Below are 18,672 nucleotides of genomic sequence, written 5' to 3'. Positions count from 1 at the left end.
GCGCCCCACCTTAGGGAAGTTACACTGTGTTCGATGTTAGCCGATATTCTGTTGTTGCCGAATCCATTGTGAGTGCCGGGCGCGCTCTTTATAAACGTGGCTGGTCTCCCGCAACAAGCAGCAATTATTCTGCCCGGCTGGACAGTAAGCATATCGCTATTACTGTATCGGGGCGTCATAAAGGGCAGTTGGGTGCGGCTGATGTAATGGTGGTCGACCTGCAGGGGAGGCCAGTGCAAAGTGATTGCCGCGCTTCTGCGGAAACCCTGCTGCATACCGCGTTGTATCAGGTGTTTCCGGATATTGGTGTGATTCTTCACACGCACTCAGTTAACGCCACAGTGCTCAGCCGGTTGTTGCCTGCGGGAGGTCCTCTGAAGTTTGAAGGCTATGAACTGCAAAAAGCTTTCGACGGGGTTGAGACCCATGAAACCGTTGTGACAGTTCCTGTTTTCGAAAATACTCAGGATATCGAAACGCTCGCCCGGGAGACTCGCGAGTGGTTCCTTGAGCACCCGGAACAGCCTGGCTATCTGATCCGCGGGCATGGACTGTACACCTGGGGCAGAACCATGGCTGATTGTCTGCGGCACCTGGAAGCTTTTGAATTTCTGTTTGAATGTGAACTTGCAACCATGAGGGTTCGCCCATGACGACTCTGAGTATTTTTGACGCACATACCCCGGACGTAGCCCGAACGGTAACGGATGACGCTGCAGAAATTGGCCGGTTGCTGGCGGGCAAGGGGATTCGTTTTGAACGTTGGCCAACGCAAGATCTGCCCGTGGATGCGGCGCCGGAGCAGATACTGGAGGCATACAGCAGTGAGATTGCGAGGCTGAAGGCAGAGAGCGGTTTTCAGACCGCCGATGTGGTGAGTCTCAATCCGGACAATCCCCAAAAGGCCGCTTTCCGTCAGAAGTTTCTTGATGAACATACCCATAGCGAGGATGAGGTACGCTTCTTCGTGCGTGGGAAGGGGATATTCTATCTTCATCTTGATGCTCAGGTATTTGCAGTCCAGTGCGAGAAAAACGACCTCATCAGCGTGCCCGAAGGCACCATGCACTGGTTTGATATGGGCCCGGAACCGGAATTTACCTGCATTCGGCTCTTTACCAATCCTGAGGGCTGGGTAGCGGATTTTACCGGAGAGGATATTTCCGGGCGCTTGCCGCGTTTTGAGGCGTTGGAAGGAGCGGGGTTATGATCCGTGTAATTCTTACTGATATCGAGGGCACAACCAGTTCGATCTCTTTTGTTCACGATGTGCTGTTTCCTTATGCAGCGGAGCATTTGCCAGAGTTTATCCGCGAACAGCAGGATAATCCTGAAGTATCCCGGGAGCTTAACCTGGTGGCAGAAGAATCCGGCACAGATCGTGATGATACGGAGGCGTTGATCGGGGTGCTCCAGGGCTGGATCCGCGAAGACCGCAAGGCAACCCCTCTTAAAGCCCTTCAGGGGATGGTCTGGGAGCAGGGGTATCAGCAAGGCGAGCTTAAAGGCCACATATACGATGATGCAGCGCATTATCTGCAGCAGTGGCATGACCGTGGCCTGCGTTTATATGTTTATTCTTCAGGCTCGGTTAAAGCCCAGAAGCTGATTTTTGGTTTTACCACTGAGGGTGACTTTACGCCGTTTTTCTCCGGTTACTTCGATACCCGGATTGGCGGCAAGAAAGAACCGGAAGCTTATGGCAATATTCTCAAAGAGTTGGGTGTAGACGCCGGGACGATTCTGTTTCTTTCGGATGTAGAGGCCGAACTTGAGGCCGCAGAAGCTGTGGGTATGAAAACCGCCTGGCTGGTCCGGGATGGAGAGCTGCCGGAAACTGAGCGTTATGTGGCCCGGAATTTTGCGGAAGTAGACGCCGCTCTGCTGCTGAAACGATAGGCTTTCCCAGGCTGGCGCCATCTGGCACGCATTCTGCCACGGGCCGGCATGGGCCAGAACCATTGTCCAAACTTGTGGCTGTGCGGGCCGGTGTGATGCCGGACTAATTTAAGAGCGGGTTTCAGTCAACGTTGGCTTTCTGGCGTTACCCTGAGAATTTCTTCGACGGTAGTCTGGCCGCAGGCCACTTTCTGGGCGCCGCTTAAACGCAGTGATTTCATGCCCTCCCGGTAGGCGTCGAGCCGCAGCTGTTCCAGCTCGCACTGAGCATTGATCTGGCTTCTCAGCGAGCTTGAAAGGGTCATGATTTCGTACACGCCTGCACGGCCGAGGTAGCCGGTATTGCGACATTCCAGGCAGCCTACGGGTTGGTGAAACTGTTTTGGTGGCGGCGCTTTCCAGGGTTTGGTCAGAGTCTGCCATGCCTGGAGGTCTACGGGGGCCGGGGCCTTACAGTGAGGGCATAGAGTGCGGACCAGACGCTGGGCCATAACCCCTAGCACGGTTGCGCGAATCAGGTAGGGTGGGATTCCCAGTTCCAGCATCCGGGTCAGAGCACTGGGTGCATCATTGGTGTGTAGGGTGGAAAGCACCAGGTGCCCGGTCAGCGCGGCCTGCACCGCCATTTCAGCAGTTTCCAGATCGCGGATTTCGCCAATCATGATAATGTCCGGATCCTGTCTCAGTAGAGCCCGGACGCCGGCAGCAAAGGTCAGATCGATGTTTGTCTGAACCTGCATCTGGTTGAACGCTGGTTCAACCATCTCGATTGGGTCTTCAATAGTGCACACGTTCAGCTCGGCAGAAGCGATCTGTTTCAGTGTGGAATACAGGGTTGTGGTTTTGCCGGAGCCTGTTGGGCCAGTAACCAGCACAATTCCGTGGGGCTTTGACGTTACCTCCTGCCAGCGCTCCCGGTCTTCGCGGTTGAATCCCAGTTGCTCGTAGGATTTCAGCAGGACATCCGGATCAAATATCCGCATCACCATCTTTTCCCCGAATGCAGTTGGCATGGTAGCCAGTCGCAATTCCACCTCACTGTTGTCGGGCTTTCGGGTCTTGAGGCGGCCATCTTGAGGCCGGCGTTTCTCTGCTACGTTCAGCCGCCCAAGAATTTTTAGCCGGCTGGTAATCGCCATGCCCACATGCTCGGGAAACTCATAAACACTGTGCAATACGCCGTCGATGCGAAAACGGATATGTGTCAGCGTGCGTCTTGGTTCAATGTGAATATCGGACGCGCGTTGATCAAACGCGTACTGCAGTAGCCAGTCGACAATGCGCACAACATGCTGGTCGTTGGCATCGGCGTTGTCACTTATGCCCAGGTCCAGTAGTTGTTCCAGATTCTGGTGGCTGGCGCTGTTGCCCGGTGTCTGGCCCCCGCTGGCTTTATTGACGGAGTTTGCGAGCTGATAGAACTCGACGGAGTAGCGGCGGATATCTTCAGGATTGGCGACTACGCGGCGGATATCTTTGCGCACTGCCTGGCGCAGGTTCCCCTCCCAGTCACTTTTGAAAGGTTCGGCACTGGCTACCAGGATTTCGTCTGGCCGGATCTCTACCGCAAGGATATTGTGGCGTTGGGCAAATGCATAAGACATGACCCGGGCAATTGCGGGTGTGTCTATCTTCAGCGGATCAATGTGATAGTAAGGTTGATCACCCCAGTGTGCCAGCCACTGCGTCAGTCGGTCGAGATCCAGGGTTTTCCCGGTTTTCATGCTGGTCAGTGCTGCTATTGCTACCAGCTCAAGAGGGTGACGTTGTGATGCCTGATTGCTGGCGGCCCCCAGGTTGGCAGAAAGCACCCGCTCTGCGTTTTCGGGGCTGATTTCACCATCGCTGACCAGGGCTGTGCATATGTCCCGAAGCGTCAGAGTGCTCCGTGGCGGTGCGGGTGGTCGTGCCTGAGGCGTTGTTTTATTAGACTCGGACATAGAGTGTCATTTTCCGGTGCTGGAGGGGTTTAGTCCACAACTGGCCGGTTTACCTTAAGGTGAACCATTGCCATGATAAATAACACGAGAGTCAGAAGCAGCAAAGTAACCGGGCCTGGTGCTCCCTTGCTGAGCCAGGCAGAAACCACCGCCTGAGTGAAATAGAAGATCACCACAAAAGCCAGCCAGATATAACCGCGATTGTTGCCCTTGAACACTGGTATTGCCAGTCCCAGCAGAGGGGTCAGTTTGACTGAAAGCATCAGCACTATCGAAACCCCTTCGACCGGCGCCGGGTAAAAGGTTGTAATCAGCAGCGTGGCCAGAACAGCCAGGTAAAGAAACTGGGTTGCCCGCGCGGTGTGCCGGGCTTTGGGGTTATGTAGCATTATCGGGTTCCAGAAAAGTATAGAGCGCTATACGTGAGCAACGGTTTTCGTATCAGTCTTTGAGCCTGAGGGCCAGTTTTGCCAGGCGTTCTCCGAAAAGCTGGCAAAGAGCTTTTTCATGTTCGCTCAGAGGCTGCTGTTCAGCAGTTCCAGCCCAGTGTGACGGGCCATAGGGCGTGCCTCCGGTTGTGGTTTCACTCAGGTTTCCATCTGTGTAAGGTAGTCCACATAAAACCATACCGTGATGAAGCAGTGGCATCATCATCGTCAGTAGGGTGGTTTCCTGGCCTCCGTGCAGACTCCCGGTTGAAGTAAATGCCCCCGCTGGTTTGCCGACCAGTGCACCGCTGAGCCAGAGATCGCCTGTGGTATCCAGAAAGTACTTGAGTGGCGAGGCCATGTTGCCGAACCGGGTCGGGCTGCCAATTGCCAGACCTGCACAGTTGGCCAGATCGGACTTGCTGGCATAGGGAGCACCTGCATCCGGAACGGGGGGCAGGGAGGCTTCGGTATCCGGCGATACTGCCGGAACAGAACGCAGCTTTGCTTCAATACCATTGACTCTTGCGACTCCCCGGCCTATCTGGCTCGCCAGTTCTGCCGTCTGCCCGCTGCGGCTATAGTAGAGAATCAGGATATAGGGCAGTTGCTCTGGCATTTTGGCTTCCTCAAGTTAACAGTCGTAAAATCAGAGAATTGTCAGAACGCTTTCTGGTGGCCGGCCAACGGCTGCTTTGCCGTTTGCCAGTACAATAGGGCGCTCAATCAGCTTGGGTGTGGCTACCATAGCAGCAATCAGCTGGGCACGGCTCAGATCCGGGTTGTCCAGGCCAAGTTCCTTGTATTCTTTTTCGCCAGTACGCATCAGTTCACGGGGCTGGCGGTCGAGGGCTTCCAGAATATCGGAAAGTTCCTGCTCTGTTGGCGGTGTTTCCAGGTAGCGTATAATCTCCGGTTCAATGCCTCGATCGGTTAACAGTTCGAGAGTCTGGCGGGATTTTGAACAGCGTGGGTTGTGGAAAATCCGGATAGGTTCTGTCATGTTCGTGCCTGTTTGTTGAAATGGAGCTGCAGTTAACTGTGGCGAGCAGTCTAACAGGAGGTTTTCCCGTGCAGAACCCTGACATCCACCGGTCACTCCCAAGAGGCGTTTTTTTGGGTGTGCTGAGTTTTATCACTTTAATGGCGGGCTGCCAGAAGGTTGAGCTGGAGCGGGCGGAAGGGCCGGGCCTTGCATGGAGTGACCTGCGCGGTCAGTGGGTGCTGGTCAATTACTGGGCCGAATGGTGTAAGCCCTGCCTGGAAGAAATTCCGGAACTGAACGAGCTGGACAAGGCGCCGGATATTATGGTTCTCGGTGTCAATTTTGATGATGTGAAGGGCGAAGCCCTGGTGGATCTCGGCAAGCGTATGGGTATTGAGTTCACCATGCTTTCGCAGGATCCTGGCCCCGAATTCGACTGGAAGCTCCCGGTTGCCTTGCCAGCGACGTTTGTTGTGAATCCTGACGGAGATCTGCTGGAAGCACGTTTTGGCCCGCAAACGGAAGAAGATATACGGGCACTGATTGGCGGCTGAAGGCCGCAGGCTCAATCTTGGTTGCCTCTAATGAATATATATGCAGGAACTAGCTGACGTTATGTCGCAGACTTTTGTACACCTTCGCGTGCACTCTGAATACTCCATGGTAGACGGCCTTGTTCGCGTCAAGCCGCTGGTTAATCGCGTCGTGGAGCTAGGCATGCCTGCCGTAGGGCTTACCGAGCAATCCAACATGTGCTCGCTGGTCCGGTTTTACAAGGCGACAACCGCTGCAGGTGTTAAGCCCATCATTGGTGCAGATCTATGGCTGGAGAATCCGGATGAGCCGGAAAGCCCCTTCCGTCTGACCTTGCTGGCTCGTGACAACAAGGGTTACCTTAATCTCACAGAAATCATCTCAGTCGGGTACACCAAAGGACAGCACCACGGTAAGCCTATTATTCAGCGTAAATGGCTGGAGGGCAGGACTGATGGGCTGATTGCCATGTCTGGTGCCAAAATGGGGGATGTATGCAAGGCATTGCTTTCCGGAAAGCCTGAGCTGGCAAGGGAGCGGGCGGAATACTGGATGAGGCTGTACCCGGAATCCTATTATCTGGAGATTCAGCGTACTGGCCGGCCAGGCGATGAAGACAGCCTGCATATGAGTGTCGAACTGGCTCAGAATCTCGGGTTGCCCGTGGTTGCCACAAATGATGTCCATTTCCTTGAGGCCGACGATTTCGAGGCCCATGAAGCGCGGGTGTGTATCGGTGAAAGCCGGGCGCTGGACGATCCTCGCCGTGACCGCCGGTTCAGCGATCAACAGTATCTCCGCAGCGCGGAGGAAATGATCGAGTTGTTCAGCGATATTCCTGAAGCTGTTGAAAATACAGTAGAAATAGCGAGGCGCTGTTCCGTAACCGTGCGTATGGGCGAATACTTTCTGCCTAACTACCCGATTCCGGACGGAATGACGATGGACGAGTACTTCCGGAAGGTTTCGGAAGATGGCCTGGAAGATCGTCTGGCGAAAACCCTCAGTAAAGATGATCCCGAGTACGACAGTAAACGGGAAGCCTACTATAAACGCCTGAACTTCGAGCTGGATATCATTATCCAGATGGGGTTCCCCGGCTACTTCCTGATCGTAATGGACTTTATCAAGTGGGCCAAGCTGAACGGCGTGCCGGTTGGCCCTGGCCGGGGGTCCGGTGCGGGTTCCCTGGTGGCCTATGCCCAGCTCATTACAGATCTGGATCCGTTGGAATACGATTTGCTGTTCGAGAGATTTCTTAACCCCGAACGGGTATCCATGCCCGACTTTGACGTCGACTTCTGCATGGAAGGGCGGGATCGCGTTATCGCGTATGTGGCCGAAAAGTACGGCCGGGAAGCGGTTTCCCAGATTATTACCTTCGGAACCATGGCGGCGAAGGCTGTGGTACGTGACGTTGCCCGGGTGCAGGGCAAGTCTTATGGCCTGGCAGACAAACTGTCCAAGATGATTCCTTTTGAAGTGGGGATGACTCTGAGCAAGGCCATCGAGCAGGAGCCTGCGCTCAAGGAGTTTCTGGAGCAGGATGAAGAAGCCCAGGAAATCTGGGAAATGGCTCTGAAGCTTGAGGGCGTATGCCGGAACGCAGGTAAACACGCTGGTGGTGTGGTGATTGCACCAACCAAGATAACCGATTTCTCGCCGTTGTACTGTGATGATGACGGTGGGAGCCTGGTGACCCAGTTCGATAAAAACGATGTGGAAGAAGCCGGCCTGGTGAAGTTCGACTTCCTGGGGCTGAGAACCCTGACCATTATCGACTGGGCTCTGAAGATGATTAACCCACGGCGACAAACTCGTGGTCTGGCGCCCCTGGATATCAATGAAATTCCGCTGGATGATCCGGCTTCCTTCGTGATGCTGAAAAAGGCTGAAACCACGGCTGTGTTCCAGCTGGAATCCCGCGGAATGAAAGACCTTATCCGCCGCCTGCAGCCGGATTCCCTCGAAGACATGATTGCCCTGGTGGCACTGTTCCGTCCGGGCCCGCTGCAATCGGGCATGGTTGATGACTTTATCGACCGGAAGCATGGCAAACAGCCCCTGTCTTATCCGCACCCGGATTATCAGTACGAGGGCCTGAAGCCGGTTCTGGAGCCCACTTACGGGGTTATCCTTTACCAGGAGCAGGTCATGCAGATTGCCCAGGTGATGGCTGGCTATACACTTGGTGGTGCGGACATGCTCCGGCGCGCCATGGGTAAGAAAAAGCCCGAAGAAATGGCCAAGCAGAAACAGTTCTTCCTGGATGGCTGTGAAAATAACGGTATTAACAAAACCCTTGCGGAAAATATTTTTGATCTGGTTGAAAAGTTTGCCGGCTATGGCTTCAACAAATCCCACTCAGCCGCATACGCGCTGGTTTCCTACCAGACACTCTGGCTGAAGGCACACTATACCGCTGAGTTCATGGCTGCGGTACTGACTGCAGATATGCAGAACACGGATAAAGTGGTTACCCTGGTGGAGGAGTGCCGCAGTCTCAAGCTGGATCTGGTGTTGCCGGATGTGAGCCGGTCTGAATATACCTTTACGGTCAACGATGAGGGCCAGGTTGTATACGGTCTTGGCGCTATCAAGGGGCTTGGAGAAGGCCCGATTCAGGCCATTGTGGAAGGTCGGGGCAATGGCGAACCTTACAAGGATATTTTTGATTTCTGCCGCAGAGTTGATCTCAAGAAGATTAACAAGCGTGCCATGGAGGCCTTGATTCGTTCAGGTGCCATGGACAAGCTTGGGGCCGGCCGCGCTCAGCTGATAGCGAGCATTCCAAAAGCCGTGCAGCAGGCCGACCAGCAATCGCGCAACGAATCCGTAGGCATGATGGATATGTTTGGCGAAATGCTTGAGGCGGGCGACGACGGCGATCCCTATGCCGATGTGGCGGATGTACGTGAGTGGCCAGAGAAACAGCGTCTGAAAGGCGAAAAAGATACCTTGGGTCTTTACCTCACAGGGCATCCTTTTGATGAATACGAACGGGAAGTGCGGCGCTTTGTGCGTTCCTCCATTGCTGATCTCAAGCCCAATAAATCTCCACAGCGAGTCGCCGGGCTGGTGGTTGCACAGCGAACCATGAAAACCCGGACTGGCTCCACCATGTGTTTCATAACGCTGGATGACCGGAGTGCGCGGATTGAGGCTACCCTGTTCTCGGAGGCCTTTTTTGAGAATCGGGAGCTGTTGCAGTCAGATCAGGTGATTGTGGTCGAAGGTCAGGTAAGCCACGATGACTATTCCGGGCAGATGAAAATGCGCGTCAGCTCTGTGATGGATGTACCCAGCGCGCGCAAACAGTTCAGTAAAGGCCTTAAGTTGAATCTCCATGCAGACCAGTTGCAGAATGGCCTGCTGGATAAAATCGACAGTACGCTGAGGCCGTTTCGCTGTGAGGGCAGTCCGGTCTGGATAGAATACAGCAGCCCGGATGCCAGTACCCGGATTGAGCTTGGAGAAGCCTGGCGGGTTCAGCCGGAAGATAATCTGCTGCTGGAGCTGAGGTACCTGGTGGGCGACCAGTGCGTGGAACTGGTCTATGATTGAGTGAATAAGGCGAAGTGCTGCCCTGAAAGATTAATTATTTGTCAGATTGCGGACTCATACCAATGTCCGCTTTAGCCATTTACCGGGCACTGTTATCTTTGTCCCAAATTCTGTATTGGCGGCGCCTTGTCCCGCCTGGCGATAAAATGATGGAACATCATGAACCCTAATTATCTGGATTTCGAACAGCCGATTGCCGATCTTGAAGCCAAGATTGAAGAGCTTCGCATGGTCGGTAACGACACCGACATCAATATTTCTGACGAGATTACCCGGCTTAAAAAGAAAAGCGTCAGTCTGACCGAGAGTATATTCTCGGACCTCCACCCCTGGGATGTAGCCCGTCTTGCGCGACACCCGCGCCGGCCTTACACCCTGGATTATATCGAAATGATGTTTGATGATTTCGATGAGCTCCATGGCGACAGGCGCTATGCAGACGATCAGGCCATTGTGGGGGGCACAGCTCGTCTGGATGATAAACCGGTGATGGTTATCGGCCATCAGAAGGGCCGGGAAGTGCGGGATAAGGTCAAGCGCAATTTCGGTATGCCGCGTCCTGAAGGGTACCGCAAAGCCTTGCGCCTGATGGAAATGGCTGAGCGTTTCAGAATGCCTGTTCTCACGTTTATCGACACGCCGGGTGCTTACCCGGGTATCGGCGCCGAGGAGCGTGGCCAGAGTGAAGCGATTGCGTTCAATCTTGCGGTGATGTCCCGGCTCAAAACCCCGATCATTTCTACGGTGATTGGTGAGGGTGGATCTGGCGGTGCATTGGCCATAGGTGTGTGTGATCAGCTCAATATGCTGCAGTATTCCACCTACGCGGTCATATCACCTGAAGGTTGTGCCTCCATTTTGTGGAAAAGTGCCGAGTACGCTTCCCTTGCAGCTGAAGCTATGGGTGTGACTGCGGGCCGCCTGAAAGATCTCGGTCTGGCAGATAATGTCGTTTCCGAGCCTCTGGGTGGTGCTCATCGTAATCCGGCGCAAATGGCTGAAGCTTTGCGTGAAACCCTTTCTGCGGGGTTGGCTGAGCTCAGTCGCCTGCCTCTTGATGAGTTGGTATCCCGTCGTTATGAGCGGTTGACCCGCTATGACACTGGGCGCTAAGCCCTTATCAGGGGTCGCCTTTTCGGAGGAATTATGTGCGCCGGTGAAGTCTGTTTCAGGCTACCGGCGGCTTTGGGTAGCTCTTAGTGGCGGCCTGGACTCCACCCTTCTCCTGCACCTTGCCGCGCACTGCCATTCAGGCGTGCGGGCAGTGCACATCAATCATCAGCTACAGCACAATGCCGGCAAGACAGAAAACTTCTGTCGGGAGTTGTGTGTCAGGCTGGGCGTCTCTCTTGTGGTTCAGCCGGTAGATGTCAGGCTTGCGTCAGGGTCTGGCGAAGGCCTTGAGGAGGCGGCGCGGGAGGCTCGTTATGAGGCCTTTGAGGCGCTCCTTGAACCCGGCGATATTCTTCTGATGGCGCACCATGGTGATGATCAGGCTGAAACCGTTCTTTTTCGGATGATTCGTGGAAGTGGTGTGGCCGGTCTCGCGGGTATGCCCGGAAGTCGCGCGTTGGGTGCAGGCCGGCTTGTTCGCCCGTTACTGGGCTTCGAACGATCGGAACTTGAAGATTTCGCTAGCAGCGCTGGAATTTCATGGATTGATGACCCAAGTAACACGGATCAACGATTTGACCGTAACTTTCTGCGCCTCAGTATTTTGCCTGCCCTGAAAAAACGCTGGCCGGGTCTGAACCGCAGGTTGCAGCACAGCGCTGGCTCCTGCGCTGAAAGTGATTTTTTAAATCAGCGTCTTGCAGAATTGCAATGGCAGACACTGGGTGGGCACAGGCATCGTCTTCCTGTCGAAGGGCTGAGTCTTCTTTCTCTTGCAGAGCAGAAAAATCTTCTGCGCTGGTGGGTGCGGCACTCCGGTTACTCTCCCCCTTCCATCAGTGACTGGTCGCAGGTATTGAATGATTTATTGTTCGCAGCGGAAGACCGGTCTCCCGAGCTGCGGGGAGATGGTTTCAGTCTGCGGCGTTTCCAGGGCGAGCTTTACCTGGTCGCGGATATGGCGTGGGTGCCGGAAGAGTCTGTGGCTCTTGAACCGGGCCTGCCAGTGAGTTGGGGCAGCTGGAAAATCCGGCTGGAGCCAGTAGCTACTGCGAAAGCTGATGTGCCGCCAATACGAATATGTACGAGGCAGGGGGGAGAGCGCATCCGTTTTTGCTCGGTAGGCCCTTCAAAATCACTTAAAAAATGGCTGCAGGAGAAGGCAGTGCCACCATGGGAAAGAGCCCGTCTGCCCCTTGTTTTCGGGGCTGCAGAGGGGGAGGGCGAACTGATTGCCATTGGCGATTTATGGTGTTCTGAACAATACTGCGGAAGCGCCCCTGCTGCAGGCTGGAGGCTGACTGTAGAGCGGGATTGTGATTGAGTCGTTTGGGGCTTTCTGGTAGTCTGGCGTCCCATCTTGAGATGACAATCTCCCTCCTTCACAGAACCTGATAATCATGGAATCTGCATGACGCGTTATATTTTCGTCACCGGCGGTGTTGTGTCCTCACTGGGGAAAGGAATCGCATCGGCCTCTCTGGCTGCGATCCTTGAGGCGCGTGGCCTGAAGGTCACTATCCTCAAGCTGGACCCATACATTAACGTGGATCCGGGTACCATGAGTCCGTTCCAGCATGGTGAAGTCTATGTCACCGAGGACGGCGCTGAGACCGATCTTGATCTTGGCCACTATGAACGCTTTATCCGTACGCCGATGAGCCGTCGTAATAATTTCACGGCTGGTCGTGTATATGAAGAAGTTATCCGCAAAGAGCGCCGCGGCGATTACCTGGGCGGGACCGTTCAGGTTATTCCCCATATCACTGACGAGATCAAGCGCCGCGTTGTAGAAGGCGCCGCCGGTGCTGATGTGGCGCTGGTTGAAGTTGGCGGTACTGTTGGTGATATTGAGTCCCTGCCGTTCCTTGAGGCATGCCGCCAGCTGAAGGTTGAAGTTGGTTCCTCCCGGGCGTTGTTCATGCACCTTACTCTGGTGCCATACATTGCGACTGCTGGCGAAATCAAAACCAAACCGACCCAGCATTCCGTAAAGGAAATGCGTTCTATCGGTTTGCAGCCTGATATCCTGCTTTGCCGTTCCGAGCATGAAGTGGATGTCAGCTCCCGTCGGAAGATCGCGCTGTTCACTAACGTGGAAGAGCGTGCAGTCATTCCGATGCGTGATGCCAAGTCCATTTATGCCATTCCGCGCATGCTGCATGAGCATGGGCTGGATCAACTGGTTATTGAACGCTTCAATCTTGATGCCCGCGAGGCCGATCTGAGTGAATGGGATAATGTCGTCGATTCACTGATGAACCCCGAGCACGAAGTGACGATTGCCATGGTCGGTAAGTACATGGAGCTTCTTGAGGCATACAAATCACTGATCGAATCTCTGCTTCATGCCGGCATAAAGACCCGTACCAAGGTAAAAATCAATTACATCGATTCAGAAGACATCGAGCGCGACGGCACTCAAGTGCTTGAAAGTGCCGATGCCATTCTGGTCCCAGGCGGTTTTGGTGAGCGCGGTGTAGAAGGCAAGATTCGCACGGTGCAGTACGCCCGTGAGAACAAGGTTCCCTATCTGGGTATATGCCTGGGTATGCAAGTAGCTGTTATTGAATACGCCCGGAACAAAGCCGGCCTGGTAGATGCCCACAGCACGGAATTTCGTGCCCATACGCCGGAACCTGTCGTTGGCCTGATTACCGAATGGCTGGATGCTACTGGCGAGCGCGAAGAGCGCACCGACGATTCCGATCTTGGCGGGACCATGCGTTTGGGGGCTCAGGACTGCGTTCTGACCGAGAATTCGAATATTGCCAACTGTTATGGCAGAAAAACCATTCGCGAACGCCACCGTCATCGTTACGAGGTGAACAACCACTTCCTGCCGCAGCTGGAAGCAGCCGGTCTGCAGGTTTCCGGACGTTCCGCCGATGGAAAGCTGGTCGAAGTTGTGGAAGTTGCAGACCACCCCTGGTTTGTTGCCTGTCAGTTCCACCCGGAATTTACCTCGACGCCTCGCGATGGACACCCGTTGTTCAAAGGCTTTATAGAAGCGGCGCTGGCGAACCGTAAGGAATCCTGATAATGGCACGGAGCACCGTTACTGTAGCTGATATTGATATCGCCAATCATAAGCCGTTCGTGCTGTTTGGTGGTATGAATGTTCTGGAGTCCCGGGAGCTGGCGTTTGAAGTTGCGGAAAGCTATGTAGATGTTTGCCGCAAGCTTGGAATTCCTTACGTATTCAAAGCGTCTTTCGATAAAGCCAACCGCTCTTCGGTTAATTCCTTCCGGGGGCCGGGGCTTGATAAGGGCTTGCAGATACTTGCTGATATCAAGAGCAAGTATGGTGTTCCGATTATTTCTGATGTTCATGAAGCTGCTCAGGCAGCGCCCGCTGCCGAGGTCTGCGACATCATTCAGCTGCCTGCGTTTCTTAGCCGGCAGACCGATCTGGTGGTTGCCATGGCGGAAACCGGCGCGGCGATCAATATCAAGAAAGCCCAGTTTCTGGCTCCGCAGGAAATGAAGCACATTATTGCCAAGTGTGTGGAAGCCGGAAACGACAGGGTCATTCTGTGCGAACGTGGCAGCAGTTTTGGTTACAACAATCTTGTCGTGGACATGCTTGGCTTTGGTATTATGAAATCCATGGATGTGCCGGTGATGTTTGATGTAACCCACTCGTTGCAGATGCCCGGTGGGCGCGCTGATTCTGCCGGCGGTCGCCGTGCTCAGGTGACGGATCTTGCTCTGGCGGGTATGTCTCAGGGGTTGGCTGGGTTGTTTCTGGAAGCTCATCCGAACCCGGATGAAGCCAAATGCGATGGCCCTTGTGCGTTGCGTCTGAGCCAGCTGGAGCCATTCTTGCAGCGGGTCAAGGCTGTTGATGACCTTGTGAAGAGTTTTAAACCTATCGATACCGCCTGATTGGCGGTTTTCGCGTTATGGGTACAAATTATGGGAGAGAGCGGGACACGGCTTTACGAAAATGTGCGGAGCCATGGATGGCGGAGCCAAGCGCACATGGATGTGCCTGTAGCGGTTTTCGTAAAGCCGTGTCCCGCTCTCTCTTACACCAGATCGTGTTAATGACTTTAGACATTGAAAACCTGGAGACTTTCTAGAATGACCAAGATTGCCAATATTAAAGCTCGTGAGGTTCTGGATTCCCGTGGTAACCCTACTGTGGAAGCGGACGTAATTCTGGAAGACGGTACTCTTGGCCGCGCTTGCGCGCCCTCTGGTGCGTCTACCGGCTCTCGCGAAGCGCTGGAGCTGCGCGATGGTGATGCGTCACGTTATCTGGGCAAGGGCGTACTGAAGGCAGTTGAGGCCATTAACGGCAAGATTTTTGACGCACTGAAAGGCAAAGATGCTGCCGACCAGCGTGGGCTGGATAACATCATGCTGGAGCTGGATGGCACCGAGAACAAAGCCAATCTGGGCGCGAACGCCATTCTTGCTGTATCGCTTGCAGCGGCGAAAGCGGCGGCTGCGTCTCTTGGAAAGCCGCTTTATGAGCACATTGCTGAAATCAATGGCACTTCCGGCAAATTCAGCATGCCCGTGCCTATGATGAACATTCTCAATGGCGGTGAGCACGCGGACAACAATGTTGATATCCAGGAGTTCATGGTTCAGCCGGTTGCTGCCAAGAGCTTTGCTGAAGCGCTGCGCATCGGTGCCGAGATTTTCCACAGTCTGAAGAAAGTGCTGCAGTCTCAAGGCCTGAACACGGCAGTCGGTGACGAAGGCGGCTTTGCTCCTGACCTGCCGTCGAATGAAGCGGCTTTGGCTATTATCAAGGAAGCTGTTGAAAAGGCCGGTTACAAACTCGGCACTGATATTACTCTGGCCCTGGACTGCGCGGCTTCTGAATTCTACAAAGATGGCCAATATGTGCTGGCGGGTGAAGGCAAGAGTTTTGACTCTGCCGGCTTTGCTGACTATCTGGCTGGTCTGGCCGAGCGTTACCCTATTGTGTCTATTGAAGATGGCATGGACGAAAGTGACTGGGATGGCTGGAAAGTGCTGACTGACAAGATTGGCGAAAAAGTACAGTTGGTGGGTGATGACCTTTTTGTCACCAACACGAAGATTCTCAAGCGTGGTATTGATACAGGAGTCGCTAACTCCATTCTGATCAAGTTCAACCAGATCGGCAGCCTGAGCGAAACTCTTGATGCCATTAAAATGGCCCAGGATGCAGGCTTTACAGCGGTTATCTCTCATCGTTCCGGTGAAACGGAAGATACGACCATTGCAGACCTTGCCGTTGCTACCTGCGCCGGTCAGATCAAAACCGGTTCTCTTTGCCGGTCTGACCGTGTTGCAAAGTATAATCAGCTGCTGCGTATTGAAGAAGTGCTGGGTAGCCTGGCCCCTTACCGCGGGCTGAGTGAGATCAAGGGGCAAGGCTGAATTCAGCAGCTTCCGTTTGGCCTGATCCTTCGGGTTTCAGGTAACAAAATGTTAAGGCCATCGTGTTTTGAATGAAAGTTCAGTCACGATGGCCTTTTTGTCCAAGTAGTTAGAAGAATTTGTTGCTAGTTTACTCTAAGGTCTATACTTAGCGTCCGGTGTTTGGTTTTTGATCATTTAACTCCTTAACGGAATCGGTATTAATGAAGTTGCTCTGGGCTTTCATGGTTGTTCTTATTCTCCTGCTACAGGTACGTCTGTGGGTCGGGGAAGGCAGCTTTGCGCAAGTCTGGACGCTGGAAAAATCGATCGCGAAACAGCGTGAAGAAAATGCCGAACTGTTCGCCCGGAATGAACGCCTGTATGCGGAGGTACGAAATCTTCGTAACGAACAGGAGGCTGTTGAAGAGCGGGCCCGGATGAATCTTGGTCTGATTCGAGATAATGAGACTTTTTTCCTTGTTGTTGAGCAGTGACTTCTGGGTTTGGCGCTCTCCAGGCCTTGTGCGGAAAGCTTATGACTCCTCCACGATTCTGGTTGATTGTTCCCGCCGCAGGCATCGGTCAGCGTATGCAGGCAGAATGTCCCAAGCAGTACCTCCGTATTAATAACCGCTTTATTCTGGATGTCACCCTTTCCCGGTTGCTGGGTTCCGGTCTTTTTTCTGGCTGTATGGTTCCACTTCATTTAGATGATCATTGGTGGGCGGATACTGATGCCAGCGATGATGATCGTATTCAGTCGTGCAGTGGAGGCCAGGAGCGGGCAGATTCTGTTCTCTCAGCGCTGCATGCACTGGAAGAACAGGTTTCAGCCGATGACTGGGTGCTGGTTCACGATGCGGCACGCCCTTGCATTCATTTGGCTGACCTTGAGAATCTCGTTACAACGCTGTCTGATCACCCCGTGGGTGGCCTCCTCGCGGCTCCGGTTGCAGATACGCTTAAAAAGGCGGAGCCGGGTCAGTTGCCTGATGTTATCGGAACCGTGGATCGCAGTCAGTTATGGCGTGCGCTGACGCCTCAGATGTTCCGCTATTCCATGCTGGTTTCTGCATTGGAGACAGCGTTAGAGGAAGGGCAGTCGGTTACGGATGAGTCCTCTGCTATGGAGTTTTCCGGTAACATGCCTGTTCTGGTTGAAGGTCGGTCGGACAATATCAAGATTACCGTGCCCGCTGACCTGGATCTTGCCGGCTTTATTCTCAGCCGGTTCTGAGTTTTCTGGATTTCCCGGAGTGAATTATGCGAATTGGTCAGGGCTTTGATGTTCATGCCTTCGGTGAGGGTGATGCTGTCATTCTCGGGGGTGTTTCCATACCTTACAGCCAGGGTTTGAAGGCTCACTCCGATGGTGATGTGTTGCTGCACGCACTGGCGGACGCCTTGCTTGGGGCGGTTGCCCTGGGTGATATTGGCCACCTGTTCCCGGATACCAGTGCCGAATGGGCAGGTGCGGATAGCCGCGATCTGTTGCGCCGAGTCATGGCACGGGTGGTGGATGAAGGTTTCGGCGTTCTGAACGTTGATACAACAATCATTGCTCAGGCACCCAGAATGGCGCCTCATATCGAGGTAATGCGCCAGAATATTGCTGCGGACCTCTGCATTCCCGTCAGCTGTGTAAGCGTAAAAGCGACTACTAGTGAGAAGCTCGGATTTACTGGCCGTGGTGAGGGTATTGCCTGTCAGGCTGTGTGCCTGCTTGAGCGGGTAGCATCGTGAGCGAGACACAAGCTGGTGCAGGGAAATGGCGGCTGGACTGGCCTGTTTCGGGAGGTTCACGCATTGCCAGCGCTCACCTGAAAACTGTGGCGGAAGACTTCCGGGTTAGCGAAGTTCTGGAGGAGTTCCCTGAGCAGACAGAGGCGCCCAATGTTGCTGGTGAGGGCGAACATTTGTGTCTGCGCCTGGAAAAAACCGGAGACAATACCGAGTTTGTGGCGAGAGAGCTTGCAGTTCTTGCTGATTGCCGGACCTTTGATGTGGGATTTTGCGGACTGAAGGATCGCCACGCGGTTACCCGTCAATGGTTCAGCCTGTACCGTCCAGGTATGACGGAGAATGATGCGGCGCTCATCGAAAAGATCTCGGAGCGCTGGCCAGTAAAATCCGCATGCCGTAGTGTGCGAAAACTTCGCCGTGGCGACCATCAGGGTAATCATTTTACCATCAGGCTCCGGGAAATCAGTGCAGATCGGGAGGTCGTCGAGAGTGCTCTTGAGCGCCTGAAAGTACAGGGTGCGCCCAACTACTTTGGTCCTCAGCGCTTCGGATTTGATGGTGCTAATCTGGACCGTGCGGTTCATATCGATCCCGCTGCACTGAATCGCCGCGGAGGGCAGGGCAGACGCAGGGGCCGGGGGGCAAATAAGTCAGGCGGTGGCAGAGATGGCCATAAAAACGTATTGTATTTTTCGGCTGCGCGTTCCTGGTTATTCAATGAAGTTTTGGCGTCACGTGTAGCTGAGGGCTGCTGGCGGACGCCGATTGAGGGTGAACCTGCTGAGACGGCTACAGGTCCTTTATGGGGGGATGGCGGTACAAGCGCTTCAGGAGAGGCTGGTCGCCGTGAACGTGACACTGTGGCACAGACTCCGGAACTTGCTGCGCTGTTTATGACCACCCGGATGAAGCCTGAACGTCGCCCACTGGTCGCGATGCCAGAAAGCCTGAGTTGGTCCTGGCTCGATGAAGGTGATCTTGAACTGGACTTTTTTCTTGCTCCAGGCCAGTACGCCACTACGATTTTGGGCGATATTTTTGAGCTGGAGGACGAGAGCCTCAGCCGTCATAACAAACAATCCGGCTAGCGAATTCTGGCTAG

Annotated in this window: 18 protein-coding genes; 14 read left to right on the top strand and 4 right to left on the bottom strand. The window is 54.1% G+C overall.

The window, feature by feature from the left end; genetic code table 11:
• The first annotated feature begins 26 nt into the window (after nt 1-26).
• The 3 genes from CPA50_RS10095 to mtnC are packed head-to-tail and all read left to right on the top strand — an operon-like array spanning nt 27 to nt 1,899.
• Nucleotides 27-653 carry a methylthioribulose 1-phosphate dehydratase gene (locus CPA50_RS10095; protein ID WP_096782241.1) on the top strand — a complete coding sequence of 209 codons (627 nt, stop codon included), beginning with the start codon at nt 27-29 and terminating at the stop codon, nt 651-653.
• On the top strand, nt 650-1,210 hold the full coding sequence (locus CPA50_RS10090; protein WP_096782240.1) for a 1,2-dihydroxy-3-keto-5-methylthiopentene dioxygenase: 561 nt from the start codon (nt 650-652) through the stop codon (nt 1,208-1,210). The genes CPA50_RS10095 and CPA50_RS10090 overlap by 4 nt, the downstream gene beginning before the upstream one ends.
• A complete protein-coding gene (mtnC, locus tag CPA50_RS10085; protein ID WP_096782239.1) occupies nt 1,207-1,899 on the top strand; it encodes an acireductone synthase in 693 nt (230 codons plus the stop codon). Before CPA50_RS10090 ends, mtnC begins: the two co-directional genes overlap by 4 nt.
• 125 nt (nt 1,900-2,024) lie before the next feature.
• On the opposite strand, the gene CPA50_RS10080 is transcribed toward mtnC, so the two are convergent.
• Genes CPA50_RS10080 through arsC form a run of 4 tightly spaced genes read right to left on the bottom strand, consistent with a single transcriptional unit; the run spans nt 2,025 to nt 5,270 of the window.
• A complete protein-coding gene (locus tag CPA50_RS10080) occupies nt 2,025-3,839 on the bottom strand; it encodes a GspE/PulE family protein (protein ID WP_096782238.1) in 1,815 nt (604 codons plus the stop codon).
• Between the two features lie 29 nt (nt 3,840-3,868).
• Nucleotides 3,869-4,228, bottom strand: a complete 360-nt coding sequence (locus CPA50_RS10075; RefSeq protein WP_096782237.1) for a DUF2069 domain-containing protein — start codon at nt 4,226-4,228, stop codon at nt 3,869-3,871.
• 52 nt (nt 4,229-4,280) lie between these two features.
• On the bottom strand, nt 4,281-4,886 hold the full coding sequence (gene wrbA, locus CPA50_RS10070; RefSeq protein ID WP_096782236.1) for an NAD(P)H:quinone oxidoreductase: 606 nt from the start codon (nt 4,884-4,886) through the stop codon (nt 4,281-4,283).
• Nucleotides 4,887-4,916: 30 nt separating this feature from the next.
• Nucleotides 4,917-5,270, bottom strand: coding sequence for an arsenate reductase (glutaredoxin) (arsC, locus tag CPA50_RS10065; RefSeq protein WP_096782235.1), 354 nt, complete (start codon nt 5,268-5,270; stop codon nt 4,917-4,919).
• Between the two features lie 68 nt (nt 5,271-5,338).
• Between arsC and CPA50_RS10060 the strand changes: the two genes are divergently transcribed.
• From CPA50_RS10060 to truD, 11 genes are all read left to right on the top strand, one after another.
• Nucleotides 5,339-5,806 (top strand): TlpA disulfide reductase family protein, encoded by a 468-nt coding sequence (locus tag CPA50_RS10060; RefSeq protein ID WP_227519549.1) that lies wholly within the window; start codon nt 5,339-5,341, stop codon nt 5,804-5,806.
• A 61-nt stretch (nt 5,807-5,867) separates the two neighbouring features.
• Nucleotides 5,868-9,350, top strand: coding sequence for a DNA polymerase III subunit alpha (gene dnaE, locus CPA50_RS10055; RefSeq protein WP_096782234.1), 3,483 nt, complete (start codon nt 5,868-5,870; stop codon nt 9,348-9,350).
• Nucleotides 9,351-9,509: 159 nt separating this feature from the next.
• Nucleotides 9,510-10,463: an acetyl-CoA carboxylase carboxyl transferase subunit alpha gene (gene accA, locus CPA50_RS10050; RefSeq protein WP_096782233.1), complete on the top strand. Its 954-nt coding sequence runs from the start codon at nt 9,510-9,512 to the stop codon at nt 10,461-10,463.
• 43 nt (nt 10,464-10,506) lie between these two features.
• Entirely contained in the window at nt 10,507-11,787 is a 1,281-nt protein-coding gene (tilS, locus tag CPA50_RS10045) for a tRNA lysidine(34) synthetase TilS (protein ID WP_227519548.1), read from the top strand.
• A gap of 87 nt (nt 11,788-11,874) precedes the next feature.
• A complete protein-coding gene (locus CPA50_RS10040) occupies nt 11,875-13,503 on the top strand; it encodes a CTP synthase (protein WP_096782231.1) in 1,629 nt (542 codons plus the stop codon).
• Nucleotides 13,504-13,505: 2 nt separating this feature from the next.
• Complete coding sequence (gene kdsA / locus CPA50_RS10035; protein ID WP_096782230.1) at nt 13,506-14,351, top strand: 3-deoxy-8-phosphooctulonate synthase; 846 nt, start codon at nt 13,506-13,508, stop codon at nt 14,349-14,351.
• A 198-nt stretch (nt 14,352-14,549) separates the two neighbouring features.
• Nucleotides 14,550-15,845 carry a phosphopyruvate hydratase gene (gene eno, locus CPA50_RS10030; protein WP_096782229.1) on the top strand — a complete coding sequence of 432 codons (1,296 nt, stop codon included), beginning with the start codon at nt 14,550-14,552 and terminating at the stop codon, nt 15,843-15,845.
• Between the two features lie 203 nt (nt 15,846-16,048).
• A complete protein-coding gene (locus tag CPA50_RS10025) occupies nt 16,049-16,321 on the top strand; it encodes a septum formation initiator family protein (RefSeq protein WP_096782228.1) in 273 nt (90 codons plus the stop codon).
• Nucleotides 16,322-16,362: 41 nt separating this feature from the next.
• The gene (gene ispD / locus CPA50_RS10020; RefSeq protein WP_096782227.1) at nt 16,363-17,064 is read left to right on the top strand and encodes a 2-C-methyl-D-erythritol 4-phosphate cytidylyltransferase; all 702 of its coding nucleotides are present in this window, start codon (nt 16,363-16,365) and stop codon (nt 17,062-17,064) included.
• A 26-nt stretch (nt 17,065-17,090) separates the two neighbouring features.
• Nucleotides 17,091-17,570 carry a 2-C-methyl-D-erythritol 2,4-cyclodiphosphate synthase gene (gene ispF / locus CPA50_RS10015; protein WP_096782226.1) on the top strand — a complete coding sequence of 160 codons (480 nt, stop codon included), beginning with the start codon at nt 17,091-17,093 and terminating at the stop codon, nt 17,568-17,570.
• Entirely contained in the window at nt 17,567-18,658 is a 1,092-nt protein-coding gene (gene truD / locus CPA50_RS10010) for a tRNA pseudouridine(13) synthase TruD (RefSeq protein ID WP_096782225.1), read from the top strand. The genes ispF and truD overlap by 4 nt, the downstream gene beginning before the upstream one ends.
• Nucleotides 18,659-18,672 lie beyond the last annotated feature (14 nt).

This window comes from Marinobacter sp. ANT_B65 (genome assembly GCF_002407605.1).
Lineage (GTDB): Bacteria > Pseudomonadota > Gammaproteobacteria > Pseudomonadales > Oleiphilaceae > Marinobacter.
This window is presented reverse-complemented; position numbering and strand designations above follow the sequence as displayed.

What these genes read in the sequence shown, in the direction of transcription:
- CPA50_RS10025 (WP_096782228.1), top strand. Translation starts at nt 16,049, where the DNA reads ATGAAGTTGCTCTGGGCTTTCATGGTTGTTCTTATTCTCCTGCTACAG.
- CPA50_RS10090 (WP_096782240.1), top strand. Translation starts at nt 650, where the DNA reads ATGACGACTCTGAGTATTTTTGACGCACATACCCCGGACGTAGCCCGA.
- arsC (WP_096782235.1), bottom strand. Translation starts at nt 5,270, where the DNA reads ATGACAGAACCTATCCGGATTTTCCACAACCCACGCTGTTCAAAATCC.
- accA (WP_096782233.1), top strand. Translation starts at nt 9,510, where the DNA reads ATGAACCCTAATTATCTGGATTTCGAACAGCCGATTGCCGATCTTGAA.
- wrbA (WP_096782236.1), bottom strand. Translation starts at nt 4,886, where the DNA reads ATGCCAGAGCAACTGCCCTATATCCTGATTCTCTACTATAGCCGCAGC.
- dnaE (WP_096782234.1), top strand. Translation starts at nt 5,868, where the DNA reads ATGTCGCAGACTTTTGTACACCTTCGCGTGCACTCTGAATACTCCATG.
- ispF (WP_096782226.1), top strand. Translation starts at nt 17,091, where the DNA reads ATGCGAATTGGTCAGGGCTTTGATGTTCATGCCTTCGGTGAGGGTGAT.
- CPA50_RS10080 (WP_096782238.1), bottom strand. Translation starts at nt 3,839, where the DNA reads ATGTCCGAGTCTAATAAAACAACGCCTCAGGCACGACCACCCGCACCG.
- kdsA (WP_096782230.1), top strand. Translation starts at nt 13,506, where the DNA reads ATGGCACGGAGCACCGTTACTGTAGCTGATATTGATATCGCCAATCAT.
- ispD (WP_096782227.1), top strand. Translation starts at nt 16,363, where the DNA reads ATGACTCCTCCACGATTCTGGTTGATTGTTCCCGCCGCAGGCATCGGT.
- eno (WP_096782229.1), top strand. Translation starts at nt 14,550, where the DNA reads ATGACCAAGATTGCCAATATTAAAGCTCGTGAGGTTCTGGATTCCCGT.
- mtnC (WP_096782239.1), top strand. Translation starts at nt 1,207, where the DNA reads ATGATCCGTGTAATTCTTACTGATATCGAGGGCACAACCAGTTCGATC.
- CPA50_RS10040 (WP_096782231.1), top strand. Translation starts at nt 11,875, where the DNA reads ATGACGCGTTATATTTTCGTCACCGGCGGTGTTGTGTCCTCACTGGGG.
- CPA50_RS10075 (WP_096782237.1), bottom strand. Translation starts at nt 4,228, where the DNA reads ATGCTACATAACCCCAAAGCCCGGCACACCGCGCGGGCAACCCAGTTT.